Raw genomic sequence first — 21,968 nt, 5'->3', positions numbered from 1 at the left:
GCGAGCGGTGCCCTCCAGGGGTGCCCGGAGCCGCCGGCCGCCCCCGTGAGACGCTGAGTCCATGCCCGCGGACTCCCTGCCGACCCGGCCGCACGTCGCCGTCGTGGGGGGTGGCATCGCCGGCCTGGCCGCTGCGCTCGAGGTGCTCGACGCGGTGCCCGGGGCGCACGTCACGGTCCTCGAGGCCGGTGACCGCTTCGGCGGCAAGCTGCGGCTCGAGCCCGTCGCCGGGCACCGCGTCGACGTCGGCGCCGAGTCCCTCCTCGCGGTGCGTCCGGAGGCGGTCGACCTCGCGCGGCGGGCCGGGCTCGAGGAGGACGACCTCGTGACCCCGGCGACGACGTCAGCCCAGGTGTGGAGCCGCGGGGCGCTCCATCCGCTGCCCACCGGGACGGTCATGGGCGTCCCCACCGACCCGCCCGCCGCCCGCGGCCTGCTCGACGACGCCGAGGTCGCGCGCGCGACGGACGAGCAGCCGTGGCCCGGCGAGCGCGTCGAGACGGACGTGTCGGTCGGGCAGTACGTCGGCCACCGGATGGGCCGGGCCGTCGTCGACCGGCTGGTCGAGCCGCTCCTCGGCGGCGTGTACGCCGGCCACGCCGACCGGCTCTCCCTGCAGGCGACCGTGCCGGCGCTGTGGCAGCGCGCGGTCCGCGGCGAGTCGCTGCGCACACCACCCGCCGCGCGGCCACCGGCGCCCGGCGGCTCCGCCCCGCGCTCGCCCTTCGCCGGCATCCGCGGTGGGGTCGGGCGGCTGCCCGGGCTCGTCGAGGACGAGCTGCGCACCCGCGGTGCCCTGCTGCGCACCGACGCCGTCGTCCGCGTCCTGGAGCGGGCGGGGGAGCGCTGGCGGCTCGTCGTCGGGTCGGCAGCCCACCCCGCGACGGTCGAGGCCGACGCCGTCGTGCTCGCGGTGCCTGCGACCCCCGCCGCGCGCCTGCTCGCCGAGCTCGCCCCCCTTGCGGCTCGCTCCCTCGGGCAGGTCGAGACCGCCTCGATGGCGGTCGTCACCCTCGCGGTGCGCCGCGACGGGCTGCCCGACCTGCCCGGCTCCGGCTTCCTCGTCCCCCCGGTCGACGGCCACGGGGTCAAGGCGGCCACCTTCAGTTTCGCCAAGTGGGGCTGGGTCGGTGCGCTCTCGCCCGAGGTCGTCCACCTGCGCGCGTCCCTGGGCCGCGCCGGCGAGGAGGCCGCCCTCCAGCGCGACGACGCCGAGCTCGTCACGCTCGCGGTCGCCGAGGTCGGGGAGGCCCTCGGTGCGCCGCTGCCGCCCGTCGTCGACCACCACGTCCAGCGCTGGGGCGGGGGGCTGCCGCAGTACGCCGTCGGCCACCTCGGCCGCGTCGCCGCCGTCCGCTCCGACCTCGCGCGCCTGCCCGGTGTCGAGGTCGCCGGCGCGGTCTACGACGGCGTGGGCATTCCCGCCGTCATCGCCTCGGCGACCCGGGCCGCCCGGGCCGTGGCCGAGCACGTCACGAGCGCCGCGGGCGTCGCGGCCACCACCATCGCGTCCGAAGGAGAGTCCGGATGAGCACCCCCAGCCGCCCCGCGCCGAGCAGGCCCGGGGCCTCCCGCATCCGGGAGATCAACGACACCATCCGCTACGCCATGTGGTCGGTGTTCGCCCTCGCCGAGCCGGTCGGGGACGCCGACCGCGACGCGCTCGCCGACGAGGTCGAGCAGCTGTTCGCCGCGCTCGCCGAGGACGACGTCGTCGTGCGTGGCGTCTACGACGTGGCCGGGCTGCGTGGCGACGCCGACGTCATGGTCTGGTGGCACGCGCCGACGATCGAGGCCCTCCAGGACGCCTACCACCGGCTGCTGCGCACCGGCCTCGGTGAGCACCTGGAGCCGGTGTGGTCGGCCGCCGCGCTGCACCGCCCGGCGGAGTTCAACAAGAGCCACATCCCGGCCTTCATGGCCGAGGAGGAGGCGCGCCGGTACGTGTGCGTCTACCCGTTCGTGCGCTCCTACGACTGGTACCTGCTCGAGGACGAGGAGCGACGCGACCTGCTCGTCGAGCACGGGCAGATGGCGCGCGGCTACCCGGACGTGCGGGCGAACACCATCTCCTCGTTCGCGCTCGGCGACTACGAGTGGATCCTCGCCTTCGAGGCCGACGAGCTGCACCGCATCGTCGACCTGATGCGCGACCTGCGGGCCTCGCGCGCCCGGATGCACGTGCGCGAGGAGGTCCCCTTCCACACCGGCCCGCGGGTCGAGGTCCGCGACCTGCTCACCCGCCTCCGCTGACCACAACTTTCTCTCCGGCTGCCGGAACCTTCAGTGAGCGGCCCCTTGTACGCGGCAGGTCGCTGAAGCTTCCGGCATGACGGACGCCCGCAGCGGTCCCGTCCACAGGGCCCGCGTCACGACCGGGTCGTCCACAGCCCGGGGTTGACGCCTGGATGGCCGTCTCGAGCAGTCCGATGATCGGCTCGTGCCGACCCTCGATGCCGCCCTCCTGGACACCGCTGCTGCCCAGCACGGTGCCTTCACGACCGCCCAGGCCGCGGCGTGCGGCATCTCGGCGCCCGGCCTGGTCGCGCTCGTGCGAGCCGGGGTGCTCGCGCATCCGGGCCGCGGCGTGTACCTCGTCAGCGCCCTCCTCGAGCCGGATGCCGAGCGCCGTCACCTCCAGCTGTGCGCCGCGGCGCTCCTGGTGTACCCGGACGCGGTCCTCGCCGGGACCTCTGCCGTCCTCGCCCACGGCCTGCCGGTGTGGGGTGTCGACCTGCGCCGCCCCCTCGTACGCCGCCCGCCCGACCGGTGGCGCGGGGTTGCCTGCTTCACCGTCCGGCACGGCGTCGGCGAGGTCGCCCCGTCGGCGGTCGGACCGGCCCAGCCCGTCGCTCGCGCGCTGGTCGAGCACGCGGTCGACCACGGGATCGCGCCGGGCGTGGTGTCGGCCGACGCCGCGCTCCACCGAGGCCTCGTGGAGGCAGACGCGCTCGCTACGGAGGTGGCCGCCGTCGCGACCTGGCGGCACGGAAGTCGCGCGCTGGCGACGATGCACCTGGCCGACGGACGTCGCGAGTCGGTCGGGGAGTCACGGTGCGGCCTGGCGCTCGCCCTCGCCGGTATCGCGGTGACCCCGCAGGTCGAGATCCGGGACGGCCGGGGACGGCTCGTCGCCCGGGTCGACTGGCTCGTGGAGGGGAGCAACGTCATCGTCGAGTTCGACGGCCGGGTGAAGTACGGCTCGGGCGACCCGGCGGTGCTCTGGGCCGAGAAGCGACGAGAGGACCGGCTCCGCCGGCTCGGCTACGTCGTCGTCCGCATCACGTGGGCAGACCTCGAACGCCCCGGCGCCGTCGCCGCCGCCGTACGTTCTGCCGTGCGTGCCGCCTGAGCTCGACTCTCGTCATCGCTCGAGCGGCCCGCCGGGCTCGACCGTGTCCCGCGCCGGCCAGCCACGCGGTCGGAAACCCTACGGATGACTCGCCGCGTCGAGCCCGACCTGCCGGAACCTTCGGCGAACGACCCCTTGCAACCGGCAGGTCGCTGAAGGTTCCGGCAGCCGGAGGGAAAGTTGGGGTCAGGCGGGGGAGGTGGGATGCAGCGTGAGGCTCACCGAGTTGATGCAGAAGCGCTGGTCGGTCGGGGTGTCGAAGCCCTCGCCCTCGAAGACGTGGCCGAGGTGGCTGCCGCACGAGGCACACCGCACCTCGACGCGCGCCATGCCGAGCGAGCGGTCCTCGAGGAGCTCGACGGCATCGCCGGCGAGCGGGCTCCAGAACGAGGGCCACCCGCAGTGCGACTCGAACTTGGTGTCCGAGCGGAACAGCTCCGCGCCACAGGCCCGGCACGCGTACACCCCGACGGTCTTGCTGTCGGTGTACTCGCCGGTCCACGGCCGCTCCGTCCCCGCCTCGCGCAGCACCTGGTACTCCGCGGGTGAGAGCTGCTCACGCCACTCGGCGTCGGACTTGCGCACGGTGTACTCGTGGCCGGTCGGCTTCATCGTCATGCCCGTCCCAACACCGAGACGCGGGTGATGGTTCCCGGGATGCCGGGGGTGAAAGGACCTCGTGAGAACCCGACGGCCCTCGCCCCTCGTTAGGCTCCGGGCATGGCCGATGCGCAGATCGTCGAGGTCGAGGGCCCCGGCGGGCTCCGCCAGGTGCGCCTGAGCAGCCCCGACCGGGTCATGTGGCCCGACGCCGGTGTCACCAAGGGCGACCTCGCGGGCTACGTCATGGCCGTCGGTGACCCCCTCGTGCGCCACATCGGCGACCGTCCGGTCACCCTGCAGCGCTTCCCCGACGGCGTCGGGGGCGAGGAGTTCTACCAGAAGAACCCACCCACGGGGATGCCGGAGTGGGTGCGTACCGTCTCCTGCCGCTACCCGAGCGGCCGCCGGCACCCCCAGCTCGTCGTCGACGAGGTCGCCACGGCGCTCTGGGCCGTGCAGATGAACACCGTCACCTTCCACCCGTGGCCGGTGCGCACCGCCGACACCGACAACCCGGACGAGCTGCGCGTCGACCTCGACCCGCAGCCCGGCCGCACCTTCACCGACGCCGTCGAGGCGGCCCGGGCGCTGCGTGAGCTGCTCGCCGAGCTCGGCCTGACCGCGTGGGCCAAGACCAGCGGCAACCGCGGCGTGCACGTGTACGCCCGCATCCGGCCGACCCACGAGTTCCTCGACGTCAGGCACGGGGTGATCGGCATCGCCCGCGAGCTCGAGCGGCGCCTGCCGCGGCTCGTCACGGCCTCGTGGTGGAAGGAGGAGCGCGGCGAACGGGTCTTCGTCGACTTCAACCAGGCCTGCCGCGACCGCACGATCGCCTCCGCCTACAGCCCACGGCCGCTGCCCGGTGCTCCGGTGTCGATGCCGGTCAGCTGGGAGGAGCTCGGCACGGTCGCCCCGGGCGACTTCACGGTGCTCACCGTCCCGGACGTCCTCGAGGACCGCGGTGACGCCTGGGCCGGCATCGACGACGCGGTGGGCGACGTCGCCGCGGCGGTCGTCCTGTGGGACAAGGATGTCCAGGAGCGCGGCCTCGGGGAGCTCAGCTTCCCCCCGGACTACCCGAAGATGCCCGGCGAGCCGCCGCGGGTGCAGCCGAGCAAGCGCCGGCAGGACAAGGCCGACGACGAGTACATGGCGCCCAAGGCCGAGCGCGACGCCGCCCTGCGCGAGGAGTGGGGGATCCCCCTCGTGCCGCCGGTGCCGCCGATGCTCGCCAAGCCGGTCCGGGGCCTGGACGCCAAGGCGCTCCAGGACACCGAGGTCGTCTACGAGCCGAAGTGGGACGGCTTCCGCTCCATCGTCTTCCGCTCCGGCGACCGGGTCGAGATCGGCAGCCGCAACGAGAAGCCGATGACGCGCTACTTCCCCGAGGTCGTCGAGGCCGTCCTCGACAACCTCCCGCAGCGCTGCGTCGTCGACGGCGAGATCATCGTCGTGCGTCCCGGCGAGGACCGGCTCGACTTCGAGCTGCTGAGCCAGCGCATCCACCCCGCGGCCAGCCGGGTGGCCCGGCTCGCCGCGCAGACCCCGGCCCGGTTCGTCGCCTTCGACCTGCTCGCCCTCGGCGACGACGACCTCACGGGGCGGCCGTTCGCCGAGCGCCGTGCACTGCTCGAGCGGGCCCTCGCCGACGCGCGCCCACCCGTGCACCTGACGCCGGCGACCTCCGACCCCGAGGTCGCCGCCGCCTGGTTCACCGAGTTCGAGGGTGCCGGCCTGGACGGGCTCGTCGCCAAACCGGTCGACGGCCGGTACGAGCCGGATCGGCGCACCATGCTCAAGGTCAAGCACGAGCGCACCGCCGACTGTGTCGTCGCCGGCTACCGCACCCACAAGTCCGGCCCCGACGCCGTGGGCAGCCTGCTGCTCGGCATCCACGACGACACCGGGACGCTGCTGTCGGTCGGGGTCATCGGCGCCTTCCCGATGGCCCGGCGCCGCGAGCTGTTCGAGGAGCTGCAGCCCCTCGTCACCGGCTTCGAGGACCACCCGTGGGCCTGGGCGCGGCAGGAGGAGGGTACGCGCACCCCGCAGAACGCCGCCGGCAGCCGGTGGGCCGCCGGCAAGGACCTCTCCTTCACGCCGCTGCGCCCGGAGCGGGTCGTCGAGGTGCGCTACGACCACCTCGAGGGCGTCCGCTTCCGGCACACGGCACAGTTCGTCCGCTGGCGCCCCGACAAGGACCCGCGCGAGTGCACCTACGACCAGCTCGAGGAGCCGGTGTCCTACGACCTGTCGGCCGTCCTCGCGGGCGGCCGGCGATGAGCGGGCCGGTGACGCGCGCCCAGCCCCTGCGCGGGCACCCCCGGGCACGTCGCGCGGCGGTCGCCGGGGCCGCGGTCAGCGGGACGGCGGCGCTCGCCTCGGGTGGGGGGTCGCTGGCCGCCGCGGCGTACTTCGCCCGCCGGGTGCTCACGCCCGAGGCTCGTCGCCCCGACGACGTGCTGGTCCGGGAGGTCGGGGAGGGGGAGGTCACCCTCGAGACGACCGCCGAGACGGTCGTCCCCGGACGGTACGGGCTGTGGCTCGACGGCGGGGAGGGGCACGCGCGCCTCGGCGAGGTGCTCGAGCTGGACCCCGCCGCGGGGGCCGTGCGCCGCGAGCTGCTCGGGGTCGACCGGGGGCGGCTCGCCCCCGGGCCGGCCCGCTGGAACTCCTACTTCCACGGGGGGCCGCCGCAGGAGAGCCTCGGGCTGCCCACCGAGCACGTCACCTACGACGGCGAGCTCGGCCCGATGCCGGCGTGGGTCGTCGCCCCGGGCGGCTCCCCGACCGACCGTTGGGCCGTGCTCGTCCACGGCCGCGGCGCGCGGCGCGAGGAGGTGCTGCGGGCCGTGCCGCCGCTGCTCGCGCAGGGCTGGACCTGCCTCGTGCCGAGCTACCGCAACGACGAGGGCGTGCCCGCCGGGCCGGACGGGCGCTACGCACTCGGGCTCTCGGAGTGGCGCGACGTCGACGCGGCGATGGGGTACGCGGCGGCGCGCGGTGCCGGCGAGCTGCTCCTCGCGGGCTGGTCGATGGGCGGTGCCATCGTGCTGCAGGTGCTCGACCGCTCGCCGCGGGCGGACGCGGTCAGCCGGGTGGTGCTCGACGCACCCGTCGTCGACTGGGGCGACGTCCTGGCCCACCACGCCCGCGAGCACCACCTGCCGCGGCCGGTCGGCTCGCTGGCCCGGGTGATGATGCGCCAGCGCTGGGGACACCGGCTCGTCGGCGTGCACGAGGGGGTCGACCTCGCCCTCACCGACTGGGTGCGCCGGGCCGACGAGCTGCGCCACCGCGTCCTGCTCATCCACTCCGCCGACGACGAGTTCGTGCCCTTCGGCCCCTCGCTCGCGCTGGCGCAGGCCCGTCCCGACCTCGTCGACTTCCAACAGTGGCGGCTCGCGCGGCACTGCAAGGAGTGGAACACCGACCCTCAGCGCTGGGAGGAGCTCGTCGGCGCCTACGTGGCCGGCTGACCCCGGCGGCGCACCCGCCACAGCCCGAGCAGGGTGCCGGCCTGCTCGAGCAGCAGGTGCGGGCGCACCGCGACCCCCACCGGGGTGGCCAGGGCAGGGCCGGCAACGATCCGCGGGAAGCCGCCCCCGACAACGGTGGGGGCCACGGTCACGGCCATCTCGTCGACGACCCCGGCCGCGAGCGCGGCCCCGAGCAGCGACGGGCCGCCCTCGAGGAGGACGTGCCGCAGCCCGCGCTCGGCGAGGGCGTCCAGGGCGGCGGGCAGCTCGACGAGGTCGTCGCCGCAGACGAGGACCGACTCCTCGCCGAGGGTCGCGCGGGCCCGCGCGAGCGCGCGCGGCCCCGCGGCCGCACACGTCACGAGCAGGGCGGGTCCGCGCCCCTCGGTCGGGGACCGCAGCCCGTCCGGCACCCCACCGCTGCGGGTCACGGCGACGAGCGTGGCCGGATGCGGAGTGCGCCGCGTCACGCGCAGGCGCCGGTACCCCTCGGCGCGCGCCGTCCCGGCACCGACGAGGACGGCGTCGGCGTGCCCCCGCAGGATGTCGAAGACCCGCCGGTCGGCGGGGGTGCCGACCGAGCCGCTGCGGCCGTCGGCACCGGTCGCCGAGCCGTCGAGGGTGGTGACCATGTTCGAGCGCACCCAGCGCCGTCGCGGAGGCGCGTAGAGCCCGGCGAGCTGCTCGGTGCTCGGGCGCGACCCGGGCGACGCGGGCCGGCGGGGGTCGAGGAGGACGCGCACGAGGGGCATCCTCGCAGGCCGGCTCTGCGAGGATGCCGTCATGGGCAAGGGCACGAAGAAGAAGAGGTCCGGCGGCAAGGGCGGCGCGCCCGAGGCGGCGCCCCTGCGGGGGAAGGCCGCGAAGAAGGCCCGCAAGAAGGCGGACGCCGCGCGGGCCGCGCGCCGGGACGAGGCGGTGGAGGCCGCATCCTGGTCGCACGTGCTGCGCGTCGGAGACGGGTTCGACCTCGCGGACGTCGACACCCGCGGTACCCCCGGGTTCGACGGAGGCAAGAAGGACGCCGAGGCGCTCATGGCCGGGCTCCAGCAGCGGCTGTCCGACCTCCAGGAGCGGCTCTTCGCGGAGTCCCGCGGTGGCGGCGAGCGCTCGGTGCTGCTCGTCATCCAGGGGATGGACACGGCGGGCAAGGGCGGCATCATGCGGCACGTCGTCGGTGCGGTGGACCCGCAGGGCGTACGGATCACCGCGTTCAAGGTGCCGACGGCCGAGGAGAGACGCCACCCCTTCCTCTGGCGGATCCGCCGGGCCCTGCCCGGGCCGGGCATCATCGGCGTCTTCGACCGCTCGCACTACGAGGACGTGCTCGTCGTGCGGGTGCACGACCTCGTCCCCCGGGCGACGTGGGCGCGCCGCTACGGCCAGATCAACCACTTCGAGCAGGGGCTCGTCGACGCCGGCACGACGGTCGTCAAGGTGATGCTGCACATCTCGCCCGAGGAGCAGAAGGAGCGCCTCGCCGAGCGGCTGGCCCGCGGTGACAAGCACTGGAAGTACAACCCCGGCGACCTCGACGAGCGCGCCCACTGGCCGGAGTACATGGCGGCCTACCAGGCCGCCCTGGAGCGGTGCTCGAGCGACGCCGCGCCGTGGCACGTCGTGCCCGCGGACCGGAAGTGGTACGCCCGCCTCGCCGTGACCAACCTGCTCCTCGAGGCGCTGGAGGGGATGGACCCGCAGTGGCCGGCGGCCGACTTCGACGTCGAGGCCGAGCAGCAGCGCCTCGAGATGTCGCCCTGACGCCCGGGCGGGCGTGCCGGGCAGCCGGGCCGCGACGGCGCGGGCTCAGGACGGCAGCGCGCGCTCGATGAGGGTGCGGGCGGCCTGCTGGCCGAGGCCGGCGTCGAGCGTGCCGAAGACCGCGCCGTGCTCTCCACGGACCCGGCTGGCGACGAACGCGTCGGCCACCGGTCCGGGGGAGTGGCGCACGAGCAGCGCCGCCTGGAGGGTGAGCGCGAGCCGCTCGACGAGCCGGCGGGCACCCCACGGCGCGTCGTCGGCCAGGGCCGCGGCGCCCGCCTCCTCGCAGGCGTCGATCGCGGCGTCGAGCCCCGGGTCGTAGCCGCGGGCGAGCGCGAGCTCCTTGCCGAGGGCGGCGAGCGAGGCCGGCTCGCGGGCGATGGCGCGCAGCACGTCGAGGGCGTTGACGTTGCCCGAGCCCTCCCAGATGGAGTTCAGCGGGGCCTCCCGGTAGAGGCGGGCGAGGCCGTTCTCCTCGACATAGCCGTTGCCCCCGAGGCACTCCAGGGCCTCGGCGACCACCGGCGCGGTCCGCTTGCACACCCAGAACTTGCCGAGCGCGACCCCGAGCCGGGAGAGCTCGTGCTCGCCGGCGTCGACGGCGTGGGCGAGGCGCATCCCGAGCACGGTGGCGGCCTCGGTCTCGAGCGCGAGGTCGCCCAGGACGTTGCGCATGAGGGGCTGGTCGACCAGGCGGGCCCCGAACGCGCTGCGGTGCCGGGCGTGGTGGACGGCACGGGTCAGGGCGGCGCGCATCGTGGCGGTCGAGCCGAGCACGCAGTCCAGGCGGGTCGAGGCGACCATGTCGATGATGGTGCGCACCCCGCGGCCCTCGTCGCCGACGCGCAGCGCCCAGGCCTCCTCGAGCTCGATCTCGGAGGAGGCGTTGGCCCGGTTGCCGAGCTTGTCCTTGAGGCGCTGGATGCGGATGGCGTTGCGGGTCCCGTCGTCGAGGACGCGGGGGAGGAGGAAGCAGGTGACCCCGGCGTCGGCCTGGCCGAGGACGAGGAAGCCGTCGCTCATCGGGGCCGAGCAGAACCACTTGTGGCCGGTGAGCCGGTAGGTCTCGCCCTCGAGCGGGCCGCCCGGTGCCGCGAGCGCCCGGGTGGTGTTCGCGCGAACGTCCGAGCCACCCTGCTTCTCGGTCATCCCCATCCCGACGGTGAGCCCCGGCTTCTTCGCGCGAGGGCGCAGCACGGGGTCGTAGCCGCGCGAGGCGAGCCCGGGCACCCACTGCTCGGCGAGCCCGGGGGCGTTGGCGAGCAGGGCGGGGGCGGCGGAGTAGGTCATCGAGACCGGACACATGTGGGCGGCCTCGACCTGGGACCAGACGAGGAAGCCGGCCGCCCGGCGGGCGTGCGCGCCGGTGCCCTCGGGGCGGGTCCACGGCTCGGCGGTCAGCCCCTCGCCGACGGCGACCTCCATGAGGCGGTGGTAGGCCGGGTGGAACTCGACCTCGTCGAGGCGTTCGCCGGTGGGGGCGTGCGTACGCAGCAGCGGGCCGACCCGGTCGGCCTGGTCGGCCCAGGTGCGCGCCTCGGGGGTCCCGGCGAGCCGGCCGAGCTCGTGCAGGGCGCGCACACCGTCCGGGTCGTGCGGCCGGACCCAGCGGTCGACGGCCTCGGTGAGGGCGGGGTCGCCGCCGTACACGTCGTGTCCCTGCAGCGTCGGCACCTGGTTGGTCACGTCATGGGTCCGCACCCTGGCACTCTACGGCGGTTACCGTGGGCGCATGACGGACGCGAGGCATCGCGCGCGCCGGGCCCTCGCGCGGGTCCCCGGCGCGCTGCCGACCGCTCGGCTGACCGTCGTGACGACGCGGATCTGCCTGCGCTACCGGGTGACCGGGCTGGCCTCGGAGGCAGGGTTCTTTGCGTTGCTCTCGTTGCCGCCGCTCGTGCTCGGGCTGTTCGGCGGCATCGGCTACCTCGGCACCGCACTCGGGCCGGACACGGTGGTCGAGGTGCGCCAGGACATTCTCGACTACTCGGCGCAGTTCCTCACCCAGCCGGTCATCGACTCCGTCCTCGGGCCGACGGTCAACGACGTCCTCGAGGCGGGGCGCGCCGACCTGCTCTCCATCGGGTTCCTGCTCTCGCTGTGGTCGGGCTCGCGGGCCCTGAACGTGTTCGTCGACACCATCTCGATCATGTACGGGCAGTCGGGCGTGCGCGGCATCGTGCAGACCCGTGCGCTCTCGTTCTCGCTCTACGTCGTCGCCCTCGTCCTCGGGATCATCACGATCCCGCTCGTCCTCCTCGGGCCGACGATCATCCGGGGCTGGCTGCCCTCGCCGTGGGACAACCTCGTCCTGCTGTACTGGCCGCTCGTCACGGTGCTCACCGTCGGCGGGCTGACGAGCCTGTACCACGTGGCGACACCGCGCCGCTCGCCGTGGACCCGGGACGTGCCCGGCGCGGTGCTCACTCTCGTCATCTGGGCACTGGCCTCGTTCGTCGTGCGGGGGACGATCGCGGCCTCGCTCGGCGGAGCGTCGATCTACGGGCCGCTGTCGGCGCCGATCGTCATCCTCATCTGGCTCTACGCGCTGGCGATCGCCGTGCTCATCGGCGCCGCCCTCAACGCCGCGGTCCGTGAGCTGTGGCCCGTCGAGGAGCGCCGTGCCCTGCACACCCGGCTGGTCGACTGGCTGCGTACCCGCCGTCGCCCGCCGGAGGAGCAGCCCGCGCGCGTCGACCCGTTCGAGGGGTACGCGACGATGGCCGACGAGGACTCCGACGAGCTCGACCTGCGCAGCCTGCGGCGGGCCGCCAACCAGCCGCTGACGCCGATGTCGAACGCGTCCTCCCCGGCGGAGACGGCGGCCTCGGCGGCGCGGGTCGGGGCGGGTGAGCCGGAGCGCTGAACCGCCGTCGGCGAGGGGCCGGCCCGGGTGTCTCGGGCGGCCGCGCCGGTTTGGAGTTCGCCCCGCCGATCGGCTACTGTCTCGGAGCACGCCGAGAGGGGACGCCGCCCGCGGATGGCCTCTCGACGCACGCGGATGTAGCTCAGTTGGTAGAGCGCAACCTTGCCAAGGTTGAGGTCGCCGGTTCGAGGCCGGTCATCCGCTCGGAGGGTTTAGCCGCCCCCAATGGTGGAGTGGCCGAGAGGCGAGGCAGCGGCCTGCAAAGCCGCGTACACGGGTTCAAATCCCGTCTCCACCTCGAGTAGGACCCCCACGGGCGATTGGCGCAGTGGTAGCGCGCTTCCTTGACACGGAAGAGGTCACTGGTTCAAACCCAGTATCGCCCACCACGACGAACGGCCCCTGACCTGCGGAGACGCGGGCCAGGGGCCGTTCTCGTACCGGTCGCCCCGGGCGCACCGCGCGTTGCCGCAGCCGAGCGGCGCCGGACGCGTCGAGCCCGCCACACGCGTCTACACGACGTGGAACTCGACCCGGTGGACGAGGGTGTCCTCGCGGATCGGCCCGGCGTGCGCCGCCCGGTCCCGAAGTGCCTCAGGGTCGGCTTCGCCCGATGCGGCCACGTCCTCGTCGGTGACGGCCGAGAACGGCAGCACCTCGAGAGAGTCGACCTCGATGACCACGCCGGCAGTGCGGTAGCGGCCGCACGGACGGCGGTGACGACCGCTGGGGTACCGAGCACGGGCGACGGTCGGCGGTCAGCCTCCGGTCGGGTCGCTGTCGGCCAGGCGAGCGCGCATGAGGGACTCCAGGAGGGGCACGGGGAGCTCACGGTCGTAGGGCAGCCTGACGAACCCTGCGCCACACTCCTGGCCGGCCGCGAGGACCGCCGCCCGCTGCGTGGCGAAGAACTCCGGGGAGAAGCGCAGCGAGCAGTGCCTGGCGAAGTTCTGCAGCATCCACAGGGTCCTCCTCTCGCCCCGGACGTAGGTGGGCAGGTTCCACTTCAGCTCCTCGCGCGCGTCGGGGGCAACCCGGACGCTCAAGGACCGCAGCGCCTCCAGATGAGGACGCTGGACGTCCTCGAGCCGGGCGAAGAAGTCGTCGACGCTCGCTCGCCGGGGCATCGGCACGGCTATCGCCTCCCACGACCCACGTACGCGGGCCTCACGGCGAGGGCTCCGCGGCCATGACCTGGACCGTTCTGCCGGAGAGGCCCCGGACGGTGCAGTCCCGCGGGCGGCGGGCGGCCCGCGGCTCGCACGGCGCGAGGGCGACGCCGGGCTCCTCGTCGCTGCCGAGGGTGACCGTCATGACGCTCACGATAGGCCGCTCGGGCCGGCGGATGCTTCTCCGATCCTGCTCGATGCCGGCGACCCGTCGGCAGGCCAGGGCCCGATGCGGCTACGGTCACAGGACGGCACGCCCAGGTGACAGGAGGACCCGAGGATGGCCTACGAGTACAAGGTGGTCGAGCTCCGCGAGAAGATGATCGGCGGCAAGATGTCCGGCGAGCGGCTCGAGAAGGTGCTCAACGAGCACGCGCGCGAGGGATGGCAGCTCAAGGCGATCACGGCAGCCGACGTCAAGGGACGCATGGGTCCCGGTGGCGTCGAGGGGCTGCTCGTCACCTTCGAACGCGTCGGGTAGCCCGGCGCCGACGTCGCGGCCGGCTCAGGTCAGCTGGGAGAGCCCCGCAGCGAGCGAGAACCCGAGGACCGTCACGAGCCCCGCCCACGTGCCGGTCTTGCTGCGCGCCTCGGGGACCATCTCGTCGACGAGCATGACGAGCAGGGCCCCGGCCGCGAACCCGTCGATCCCGCCCGAGAGCTGCGGGCCCGCGACGTCGGCGAGCGAGAAGCCCGCGACGGTCGCGGCCACGCAGACCAGCCCGACCGCAGCCCACAGGGCGAGGACGCCACGCCGCGAGCGGCCTCCGGTCAGCATGTCCGCCGAGGACCCGACGGCCTCGGGCACGTTGGAGATGAAGATCGCGACGAGCAGGGCGATGCTCACCCCGTCGCCCGAGGCCAGCCCGATGCCGAGGACCGCCTGCTCGGGGATGCCGTCGAGCAGCGCCCCGACGGCCAGCGGCAGCCCGGCTCCCGAGCCGCGGTCGCGTCCGCCGAGCCGGCCCACCGCACGGTTGGCGAGGTAGAAGCTCAGCGCGCCGACGGTGATGCCGACCGCCACGGGCAGCGCCCCGGACTGCCGCAGCCCCTCCTCGGCGAGGTCGTAGGCGACACCGGAGATCAGGGCGCCGGCACCGAAGGCCAGGACGGTCCCGACGAGGGCGGGGCGCCACGGCCGGACGGCGGCGAGCGCCGCCCCGACGAGCAGCGACGAGGCGGCCAGGGCCCCCCAGAGCAGAGCAGTGAGCATGGGCGTCCTTGTGAGATCCGGGCGTGGCGGGCGGCGGCTGCGTGGACCCGCGGGGACGGGGGTCAGTCTCCTCGTGCGTCCGGCGGCGCCGCGACCTCCTCGGGGGTCGGGCGGGCCGCCGGCTGGTTCAGCCGGCGCGCCGCTCGTCGTCCCGCCGCGGTGAGCACCCCGAGCACCCGGTCGCCGCGGCGGTGGGCGACGGCGTGGCCGTCGGTGTGTGGCGCGTCCCGGGCGCGCCAGTCGCGGCGGGGCGCAGCCCCGGGGAGCACCCGGGCGGCCAGCCCGAGGGCGCGCACCGTGGTGGCGGGGGCGAGCCCGTGGACGACGCGGGCCAGCCGGGGCAGGGGCGAGGTGTCGACGACCACCCGGCCCGCGAGCACGCCGTCGACGATGCGCCGGGCCGCCCGCTCGGCCGGCACGGTCAGCCCGGGCAGCGAGGCGCCCGGGGCGAACCAGGCGTGGTCGGCGGCGCCGTCGCCCGTGAAGTGCGCGTGCTCGTGGCCACCGGTGCGCATGAGCCACGGCGTGACCGAGGTGACGGTGACCCCGGTGCCGGCGAGCTCGGCGGCCAGCCCCTCGGCGAGCCCGACCGCGCCGAACTTGGCGATGCTGTACGGAAGCAGCCGCGGGACCGCCACGAGGCCCCCGACCGACGAGACCACGCCGATCCGGCCCCGCCCCTGGCGACGCATCGCCGGCAGGACGGCCAGGCTGAGGTGCACCGGCCCCCACAGCATCGTGCCGATCGCCTCCTCGACGTGCCCGAGGGTCACCGACTCGAGCGCGCCGACCTGGATGGTTCCCGCCACGTGGAAGGCGGCGTCGACCCGCCCGTCGGCCTCCACCACGGCGCCGACGAGCCGCCCGACGGCCTCGGCGTCCGCGACGTCGACGACGTGGGTGCGCAGCAGCCCCGCGGTGGCCTCGTGCGCCAGCCGTTCCAGCTCGGCGGCATCCCGGGCTGCGACGTGTACCCGCCACCCTCGCGAGAGCAGCTCGCGGGCGACGGCCAGGCCGAGGCCGCGGGAGCCTCCGGCGACGAGGGCGACCGAGGGGCCGGGGAGGGGCATGGCACCTCGCTACCCCCGGTGCGTCGGGCCCAACCAACCCGGGGCGCATGGCCGCCGCCGAACCGGGTAGCGGTGAGGTGACCACCGCACCGCCGAAGGAGCCGCGATGCCCGCAGCACGCCAGCCCACGACCGCACCCGCCGGTGCACCGTCCCGCCGAGCCCGGAGGGACGCATGAGCACTCCGGCCGACGGCCCCATGCCCGACGGCCCGCCCCCGCAGGAGCAGCGGTGGCCCGGCTCGGAGGCCGCGCTCGACCCGCCTGCCGACCACGGCGTCGACTCGTGGGTCGGGCGGGAGCGGCTGGCGGGCAGGCGCGCGCTCGTCACCGGCGGCGACTCCGGCATCGGCCGGGCGGTTGCCCTCGTCTTCGCGCGTGAAGGGGCCGACGTGCTCGTCGCCCACCTGCCCGAGGAGGCCGAGGACGCCCGCGTCACCGCCGAGCTCGTGGCCGCCGAGGGACGTCTCGCGGTCCTCCACGAGACCGACCTGCGAACCCACGACGCGGTCCGTGAGCTCGCCGAGCGGGCGCGCACCGACCTCGGCGGCGTCGACGTCCTCGTCTCCAACGCCGCCTACCAGATGACCCACGACCGCCTCGAGGACTTCCCTCCCGAGCAGGTCGAGCGCACCTTCGCGACCAACGTGTTCGCGACGTTCTGGCTCGTGCGCGAGCTCGTCGGCGACCTCGAGAGCTCCGGGGGCAACGTCCTGGTCACGACGTCCGTCCAGGCCTACGAGCCGGCCGACCACCTGCTCGACTACGCCGCGAGCAAGAGTGCGCTGACCAACCTCACCGTCAACCTCGCCCAGGAGCTCGGACCGCGGGGGATCCGGGTCAACGCCGTCGCGCCGGGGCCGATCTGGACGCCGCTCATCCCCGCGACGATGTCCGCCGAGAAGGTCGAGTCCTTCGGGACCACGACCCCGCTCGGGCGGCCCGGCCAGCCGGTCGAGGTCGCGGCGGCCTTCCTCTTCCTCGCCTCGGACGAGGCGCGCTACGTCTCCGGCAGCGTCCTCGGCGTCACCGGCGGCAAGCCGGTCTTCTGAGCGGGGGCGGCGCCCAGGCGGGCAGCGTCAGCCGACGACCCGGGCGACGAGACCCGCGGCGACCCCGGCGAGCACGACGAGCCCGGTCACGGCCAGGGTGACCCGCCAGGTGAGGCTGCGCGCCACCATGACCACCGAGGGCAGGCTGAGCGCGGGGAGGGTGATGAGCAGGGCGGCGGCCGAGCCGGTGGCCAGCCCGGCACCCGCGAGCCCGGCGACCACCGGGATCTCCCCGCCGGTGGGGATGACGAGGAGGGCGCCGACGACGCTGACGACGAGGATCGCCAGCGGCCCCGCGAGGGACCCCAGGCCCGTCCAGTCCGACAGCCAGGCACTCACCGCGCCGGTCAGCAGGACGACGACGAGGTACTCGGGCACGACGACCACGAGGTAGCGCGCGAGCGATCGCCCGAAGCGTGCCGCGATCTGCCGCCCGCCGGTGGGCTCGTCGGTGACGGGGACGAGCCCGCTCGGGTCGGCGGGGCGGCCTGCGGCCAGGCGCGAGGCGAGCACGGCGGCGCCGAGGACGAGGGGTACCCCGACGAGCACGCGCAGGGCGAGGAGCTCGCCGGGCAGGCAGAGCGCGAGGAAGACGAGCACCGCCGGGTTGAGCACGGGGTTGCCGAGCCAGTAGGCGACGCTGGCGGCGACCGGGGCGCCGCGGCGGCGCAGCCCGATGGTCACCGGCGCGGTGCAGCACGTGCACATCATGCTCGGCATGGCGAGCAGGCCGCCGGTGACGCCCTGGCGCAGCGCCCCGGGGCGGCTGAGCGGGCGCAGCAGCCAGGACCGCGGCACGAGCGCCTCGAGGGCGGCGGCCAGGACGACGGCGACGACCGCCGCCTTCCACACCGCGGCGGCGTAGGCCCGGGTGAACTCCACGGCCCCGGCGAGGGACGGTGGCGACCCCGGCGCGCCGCTCGCGCCGAAGATCGCCGACCCGCTCCAGTGGCGGCTCGTCGCGAGCCCCTCGACCTTGCCGCCGTAGGGCAGCCACTTCGCCCACAGCAGCCCGGCCACGGCGAGCACGGCGAGGACGGCGAGACCGGCGAGGCGCACCCGCAGGAGCGCGCCGGCGTCCGCCGCGCTGCCGGGGGACGGGTCCTCGGGCCCGGGGGGCGCGGGCCGGGGCGGGGGAGTGGTCATCGGCGTCGCTCCTCGCGGGGTCGGTGCTCCTGCGTGCAGTGTCGTACCCGGTGCTCGGGGCGCACACCCCCTGATGTGACCCCCGTCCTTGCCCCGGGCCCGGCCGCGGCGCACGCTGGAGAGGTGGCGGTGGGCGGTGCGCCCGCACCCGTCGGCGACGGCCCTCCGCAGAGAGGAGCCCATCGTGAACCAGGAGATGCTCGCCAAGGTCTCGACCGGGGCCGGCTTCATCGCGGCCCTCGACCAGAGCGGCGGGAGCACGCCGGGAGCCCTGCGGCGCTACGGCATCGAGGAGGACAGCTACTCGGGCGAGGAGGAGATGTTCGACCTCGTCCACCAGATGCGCACCCGGATCATCACCAGCCCCGTCTTCGACGGCGAGCGCATCCTCGCCGCGATCCTCTTCGAGCAGACGATGGACCGCGAGATCGACGGCCTCGGCTCGGCCGAGTACCTGTGGCAGCGCAAGCACATCGTCCCCTTCCTCAAGGTGGACAAGGGCCTGGCGGAGCCGGCCGACGGCGTGCGGCTGATGAAGCCGGTCCCGGGGCTCGACGCGCTGCTCGAGAGGGCCCTCTCGCACGGGGTGTTCGGGACGAAGATGCGCTCGCTCGTCCTCGAGGCCGACCCCGCCGGTATCGACGCCGTCGTGGACCAGCAGTTCGAGCTGGCCGGCCGGATCCTCGACGCGGGCCTGGTCCCGATCGTCGAGCCCGAGGTCGACATCCACTGCCCGCAGAAGGCGACCGCCGAGGAGCTGCTCGAACGTGCCCTCCTCGTGCACCTCGACGCCCTCGCCGAGGACCGTTCCGTCGTCCTCAAGCTCACCCTGCCCGAGGCGGACGACGGCCACCGTCGCCTGCTCGCGCACCCGCGGGTGCTGCGGGTGGCGGCCCTCTCGGGCGGGTACTCCCGCGAAGAGGCCGTCGAGCGGCTCCGCCGGGCCGAGGGCGTCATCGCGAGCTTCTCGCGGGCGCTGACCGAGGGGCTGAGCGCGCAGATGAGCCAGGCCGAGTTCGACGCGGCCCTGGACGCCTCGATCGAGGCCATCAGGGCGGCCTCGGCAACCTGAGCGGGCGCCGCGACCGCGGCCGGCACGGGAGCCCGTCGCTGACAACGTTGTCGCACAGCGGAAGTCGCCGCAGAGCGCCGATGTGACCGGAGTCTCGCCCCCTGGAGGCCGGATGTGACCAAGGACTCCCGGATCTAAGCGCTTCCGCTGTGGACCCCCTCGTCGCGGGTGCGGTGCAATGGGCTACCTCGAGGGGCGGACACGTCGTGGCTCTGTCCTCGGGTTGACCGGCATGACGACCGAAAAGGGTGAGCATTGTGGCCGACCTGGACAAGTCCCTGGACGATGCGGGGCTGACCAACACCAGCGTGCGCGAGTACGTCCGCCACTGGGCGGACTTCCTCGGCGCCGAGCGGGTGGAGGTCGTCAGCGCCTCCGACGACGCCCGGCTGGTGGAGGAGTCCCTGGCCTCGGGGGAGATCCAGCCGGCCGGTGAGGGCCTGTACTACTCGCGCAGCTACGCCAAGGACACCGCGCGCTCGGAGGAGCGCACCATCGTCGCGACGAGCCGCCCGCAGGACGAGGGCGTCTACAACAACTGGCGGCACAGCGACGAGATCCGCCCCGTCGTCGAGGGACACATGCAGGGGGCCCTCGCGGGCAAGACGATGTACGTCATCCCGTACCTCATGGCACCGCTGGGGTCCCCGCTGGAGCGGTTCGCGGCGGGGGTGCAGCTGACCGACAACCGCACGGTGTGCCTGCACATGATCCGGATGGCGCGCGTCGGGGTCGACCTGATCAACCACCTCGCCGACCCCGAGATGTTCGTGCGCGCCGTGCACGTCACCGGCGACCTGCCCAACCTCGGCCAGGGCACGCCGCACGACAAGCGCTACTTCGTCACGGTGGCCGACGAGCGGACCATCCTGCACTTCGGCTCCTCCTACGGCGGCAACGCGCTGCTCGGCAAGATCGCCCACGGGCTGCGCCAGGCGGCGTACGACGGATGGGCCTCTCGGGAGTTCCTCGGCGAGCAGTTCATGCTCCTCGGGATCACCGACAAGGAGACCGGCGAGACCCACCACGTCTGCGGCGGGTTCCCGAGCGCCTCGGGCAAGACCAACCTCGCGATGACCCTCGCGCCCGACGCCCTCGGCGAGCGCTACCACGTCTCCTTCTACGGTGACGACATCGCCTGGCTGTGGGTCGGCGAGGACGGCTGCCTCTACGGGCTCAACCCCGAGAACGGCGTCTTCGGCGTCGCCAAGGACACCAACGAGAAGACCAACCCGACGGCGCTGGAGGCGGTGGCGCCCGGGACCGGTGCCCTCTTCACGAACATCGCCTACAACGAGGACACCCACGAGGTGTGGTGGGAGGGGCGCACGCCGAACCCGCCCGAGGACGTCACCGGCTGGCGGGACTGGAAGGGCGAGCTGATCGCCGACCGCAACCCCGACGAGGCGGGGGAGCCGTGGGCCCACCCGAACAGCCGGTTCACGACGACCCTGGCCAACGTCCCCAACGTCGCCGAGGACTTCGAGGACCCCAAGGGTGTGAAGATCGACGCGATCATCTTCGGCGGTCGCACCCGTGACCGCGAACCGCTCGTGCGGGCGATCACCGACCTCGCCGAGGGCGTGTACGACGGGCTCACCCTCGGCGCCGAGGCGACCTTCGCCGCCGAGGGCGTCGAGGGCAAGCTGCGGTACGACCCGATGTCGATGCGGCCCTTCATGTCCTACCCCGAGGGTGCGTACGCCCAGCACTGGCTCGACATCGTCGGCGCCACCAGCGACCAGCCGATCTTCGCGCACGTCAACTGGTTCCAGCGCGACCCCGAGGACGGGCACTTCCTGTGGCCGGGCTACCGGGAGAACCTGCGGGCGCTGCTGTGGCTCGTCCAGCTCAAGAAGGGTGAGGTCACCGGGCGGCAGACCCCGGTCGGCGTCGTGCCGCTGCGCGAGGAGCTCAACCTCGAGGGTCTCCAGATCGACGACGGCGACCTCGAGACGATCCTCAGCATCGACGTCGAACGCTGGCGCGAGGAGATGGACCACCGTCGGGAGCACCTGGAGCAGTTCGCCGACCTGCCCGAGGAGATCTGGGCCGCACACCGCCGGGTGGCGGCCGCTCTCGACCAGGAGGCCACCGTCACCGCCTGAGCCGTCCTGCGACCGCCACCCCGGGCCCTACGATGCTCGGCGTGGCGGTCGCGCGGTTCGCAGCGGTGCAGGCCCGCGGGGTCGAGGCCGTCACCCACGACGCCGACGACCTGACCGAGGGGTTCTGGGCGGTGGTGGTCACCTTCGAGGGCGAGCTCACCGCCGTGCGGATGGCCGAGGTCGAGCGCACTCCCGCCGGCCGGCCCCCGGGGGGTCGCGACCCGTGGCCGAGGCTCGCCGGCCCGTGGACGAGCAGCCTCGAGCGGGCCGAGTACCTCGCCGGGGTCGCCGAGGTCCGCCGCCGGGTGGCCGCGGGCACCGTCTACCAGGTCAACCTCTGCCGGGTCCTCGAGCACGAGCTGCCCGAGGACGCCTCGCTGCTGGCGCTCGGCGAGCGCCTCGCCACCGGCAACCCCGCGCCGTTCGCGGCCACCCTGGACCTGCCCGAGGCCGGGGTCGAGGTCGCGTGTGCCTCGCCCGAGCGATACCTCGGGCGGCACGGCGCGCGCCTGGTCTCCGGCCCGGTCAAGGGCACCGCCGTGGCGGCGGACGGGCTGCTCGCGAAGGACTACGCGGAGAACGTCATGATCGTCGACCTCGTCCGCAACGACCTCCAGCACGTCAGCACCCCGGGAACGGTCATCGTCGAGGCGCTCTGCCGGCTCGAGCGGCACCCCGGCCTGGTCCATCTGGTCTCCGACGTCGCCGGGCACCTGCGCCCCGGAGCCACCTGGGCACAGGTGCTCGAGGCCACGTTCCCGCCCGGCTCGGTGAGCGGTGCGCCCAAGCACACCGCCCTGCAGGCCATCGCCGACCTCGAGCCGGTGCCTCGGGGTCCGTACTGCGGCGCGGTCGGGTGGGTCGACGCCGACCGTGACGAGGCCGAGCTCGCGGTCGGCATCCGGACGTTCTGGGCCGCGCGGCGGGCGGACGGCACCCGGGTGCTGCGGTTCGGCACGGGGGCGGGGATCACCTGGGGCAGCTCGCCCGTTGCCGAGTGGGACGAGACCGAGCTGAAGGCGGCTCGGCTCGTCGGGCTCGCCGCCGGCGCGGGGGCCGCGTCTGGAAGGGTGTGA

General features: G+C 74.6%; 21 protein-coding genes and 3 tRNA genes. 15 read left to right on the top strand and 9 right to left on the bottom strand.

Features of this window, described 5'->3' with window-relative positions:
* The first annotated feature begins 61 nt into the window (after positions 1-61).
* The 3 genes from hemG (at position 62) to G8D98_RS02655 (ending at position 3,352) form a co-directional block, all read left to right on the top strand.
* A complete protein-coding gene (hemG, locus tag G8D98_RS02665; protein ID WP_166098636.1) occupies positions 62-1,531 on the top strand; it encodes a protoporphyrinogen oxidase in 1,470 nt (489 codons plus the stop codon).
* A complete protein-coding gene (hemQ, locus tag G8D98_RS02660; RefSeq protein ID WP_166098634.1) occupies positions 1,528-2,253 on the top strand; it encodes a hydrogen peroxide-dependent heme synthase in 726 nt (241 codons plus the stop codon). Before hemG ends, hemQ begins: the two co-directional genes overlap by 4 nt.
* Before the next feature lie 187 nt (positions 2,254-2,440).
* Positions 2,441-3,352, top strand: coding sequence for a type IV toxin-antitoxin system AbiEi family antitoxin domain-containing protein (locus G8D98_RS02655; RefSeq protein ID WP_166098631.1), 912 nt, complete (start codon positions 2,441-2,443; stop codon positions 3,350-3,352).
* 186 nt (positions 3,353-3,538) lie between these two features.
* On the opposite strand, the gene msrB is transcribed toward G8D98_RS02655, so the two are convergent.
* On the bottom strand, positions 3,539-3,970 hold the full coding sequence (msrB, locus tag G8D98_RS02650) for a peptide-methionine (R)-S-oxide reductase MsrB (RefSeq protein ID WP_187566788.1): 432 nt from the start codon (positions 3,968-3,970) through the stop codon (positions 3,539-3,541).
* Positions 3,971-4,072: 102 nt separating this feature from the next.
* Between msrB and G8D98_RS02645 the strand changes: the two genes are divergently transcribed.
* Positions 4,073-6,241 carry an ATP-dependent DNA ligase gene (locus G8D98_RS02645; protein WP_166098628.1) on the top strand — a complete coding sequence of 723 codons (2,169 nt, stop codon included), beginning with the start codon at positions 4,073-4,075 and terminating at the stop codon, positions 6,239-6,241.
* 8 nt (positions 6,242-6,249) lie between these two features.
* Positions 6,250-7,437, top strand: a complete 1,188-nt coding sequence (locus G8D98_RS02640; RefSeq protein WP_229661688.1) for an alpha/beta hydrolase family protein — start codon at positions 6,250-6,252, stop codon at positions 7,435-7,437.
* On the opposite strand, the gene G8D98_RS02635 is transcribed toward G8D98_RS02640, so the two are convergent.
* On the bottom strand, positions 7,422-8,189 hold the full coding sequence (locus G8D98_RS02635) for a dihydrofolate reductase family protein (RefSeq protein ID WP_166098623.1): 768 nt from the start codon (positions 8,187-8,189) through the stop codon (positions 7,422-7,424). The genes G8D98_RS02640 and G8D98_RS02635 overlap by 16 nt on opposite strands.
* A gap of 31 nt (positions 8,190-8,220) precedes the next feature.
* On the opposite strand from G8D98_RS02635, the gene G8D98_RS02630 reads away from it, so the two are divergent.
* Entirely contained in the window at positions 8,221-9,198 is a 978-nt protein-coding gene (locus tag G8D98_RS02630; protein ID WP_166098621.1) for a polyphosphate kinase 2 family protein, read from the top strand.
* A gap of 45 nt (positions 9,199-9,243) precedes the next feature.
* Here G8D98_RS02630 and G8D98_RS02625 read toward each other — a convergent pair whose 3' ends face one another.
* Complete coding sequence (locus tag G8D98_RS02625) at positions 9,244-10,899, bottom strand: acyl-CoA dehydrogenase family protein (protein WP_166098618.1); 1,656 nt, start codon at positions 10,897-10,899, stop codon at positions 9,244-9,246.
* Positions 10,900-10,930: 31 nt separating this feature from the next.
* On the opposite strand from G8D98_RS02625, the gene G8D98_RS02620 reads away from it, so the two are divergent.
* The 4 genes from G8D98_RS02620 to G8D98_RS02605 all read left to right on the top strand — a co-directional run bounded on the left by G8D98_RS02620 (position 10,931) and on the right by G8D98_RS02605 (position 12,453).
* A complete protein-coding gene (locus G8D98_RS02620; protein ID WP_166098615.1) occupies positions 10,931-12,064 on the top strand; it encodes a YihY/virulence factor BrkB family protein in 1,134 nt (377 codons plus the stop codon).
* Between the two features lie 131 nt (positions 12,065-12,195).
* Positions 12,196-12,268: transfer RNA gene (locus G8D98_RS02615), tRNA-Gly, on the top strand.
* A 23-nt stretch (positions 12,269-12,291) separates the two neighbouring features.
* Positions 12,292-12,362 (top strand) — tRNA-Cys (locus G8D98_RS02610).
* Between the two features lie 16 nt (positions 12,363-12,378).
* Positions 12,379-12,453: transfer RNA gene (locus tag G8D98_RS02605), tRNA-Val, on the top strand.
* A 123-nt stretch (positions 12,454-12,576) separates the two neighbouring features.
* Here the strand turns inward: G8D98_RS02605 and G8D98_RS02600 are convergent.
* The 3 genes from G8D98_RS02600 to G8D98_RS02590 form a co-directional block, all read right to left on the bottom strand.
* Positions 12,577-12,747 carry a hypothetical protein gene (locus tag G8D98_RS02600; RefSeq protein ID WP_166098613.1) on the bottom strand — a complete coding sequence of 57 codons (171 nt, stop codon included), beginning with the start codon at positions 12,745-12,747 and terminating at the stop codon, positions 12,577-12,579.
* 75 nt (positions 12,748-12,822) lie between these two features.
* Positions 12,823-13,191, bottom strand: a complete 369-nt coding sequence (locus G8D98_RS02595; RefSeq protein WP_229661727.1) for an iron chaperone — start codon at positions 13,189-13,191, stop codon at positions 12,823-12,825.
* 40 nt (positions 13,192-13,231) lie between these two features.
* Positions 13,232-13,378, bottom strand: coding sequence for a hypothetical protein (locus G8D98_RS02590; RefSeq protein ID WP_166098606.1), 147 nt, complete (start codon positions 13,376-13,378; stop codon positions 13,232-13,234).
* Between the two features lie 135 nt (positions 13,379-13,513).
* Between G8D98_RS02590 and G8D98_RS02585 the strand changes: the two genes are divergently transcribed.
* On the top strand, positions 13,514-13,714 hold the full coding sequence (locus G8D98_RS02585) for a DUF4177 domain-containing protein (protein ID WP_166098603.1): 201 nt from the start codon (positions 13,514-13,516) through the stop codon (positions 13,712-13,714).
* 24 nt (positions 13,715-13,738) lie between these two features.
* On the opposite strand, the gene G8D98_RS02580 is transcribed toward G8D98_RS02585, so the two are convergent.
* Together G8D98_RS02580 and G8D98_RS02575 are read right to left on the bottom strand one after the other, a co-directional pair.
* Positions 13,739-14,446 carry a ZIP family metal transporter gene (locus G8D98_RS02580; protein WP_166098601.1) on the bottom strand — a complete coding sequence of 236 codons (708 nt, stop codon included), beginning with the start codon at positions 14,444-14,446 and terminating at the stop codon, positions 13,739-13,741.
* Between the two features lie 62 nt (positions 14,447-14,508).
* Positions 14,509-15,516 carry an SDR family NAD(P)-dependent oxidoreductase gene (locus G8D98_RS02575; protein WP_166098599.1) on the bottom strand — a complete coding sequence of 336 codons (1,008 nt, stop codon included), beginning with the start codon at positions 15,514-15,516 and terminating at the stop codon, positions 14,509-14,511.
* 174 nt (positions 15,517-15,690) lie between these two features.
* Between G8D98_RS02575 and G8D98_RS02570 the strand changes: the two genes are divergently transcribed.
* The gene (locus tag G8D98_RS02570; RefSeq protein WP_166098596.1) at positions 15,691-16,566 is read left to right on the top strand and encodes an SDR family oxidoreductase; all 876 of its coding nucleotides are present in this window, start codon (positions 15,691-15,693) and stop codon (positions 16,564-16,566) included.
* A gap of 27 nt (positions 16,567-16,593) precedes the next feature.
* Here G8D98_RS02570 and G8D98_RS02565 read toward each other — a convergent pair whose 3' ends face one another.
* Positions 16,594-17,712: a permease gene (locus G8D98_RS02565; RefSeq protein ID WP_166098594.1), complete on the bottom strand. Its 1,119-nt coding sequence runs from the start codon at positions 17,710-17,712 to the stop codon at positions 16,594-16,596.
* 184 nt (positions 17,713-17,896) lie between these two features.
* Between G8D98_RS02565 and G8D98_RS02560 the strand changes: the two genes are divergently transcribed.
* The 3 genes from G8D98_RS02560 (at position 17,897) to G8D98_RS02550 (ending at position 21,968) form a co-directional block, all read left to right on the top strand.
* Complete coding sequence (locus tag G8D98_RS02560; protein WP_166098592.1) at positions 17,897-18,784, top strand: fructose bisphosphate aldolase; 888 nt, start codon at positions 17,897-17,899, stop codon at positions 18,782-18,784.
* A gap of 257 nt (positions 18,785-19,041) precedes the next feature.
* Positions 19,042-20,892, top strand: a complete 1,851-nt coding sequence (locus tag G8D98_RS02555; protein WP_166098590.1) for a phosphoenolpyruvate carboxykinase (GTP) — start codon at positions 19,042-19,044, stop codon at positions 20,890-20,892.
* A 41-nt stretch (positions 20,893-20,933) separates the two neighbouring features.
* Entirely contained in the window at positions 20,934-21,968 is a 1,035-nt protein-coding gene (locus G8D98_RS02550; protein ID WP_229661689.1) for a chorismate-binding protein, read from the top strand.

Origin of the sequence: Phycicoccus endophyticus (genome assembly GCF_011326735.1) — a bacterium.
GTDB lineage: Bacteria > Actinomycetota > Actinomycetes > Actinomycetales > Dermatophilaceae > Phycicoccus > Phycicoccus endophyticus.
The sequence above is the reverse complement of the archived record's forward strand: the minus strand, read 5'-3'. Positions and strand labels throughout refer to the sequence as shown.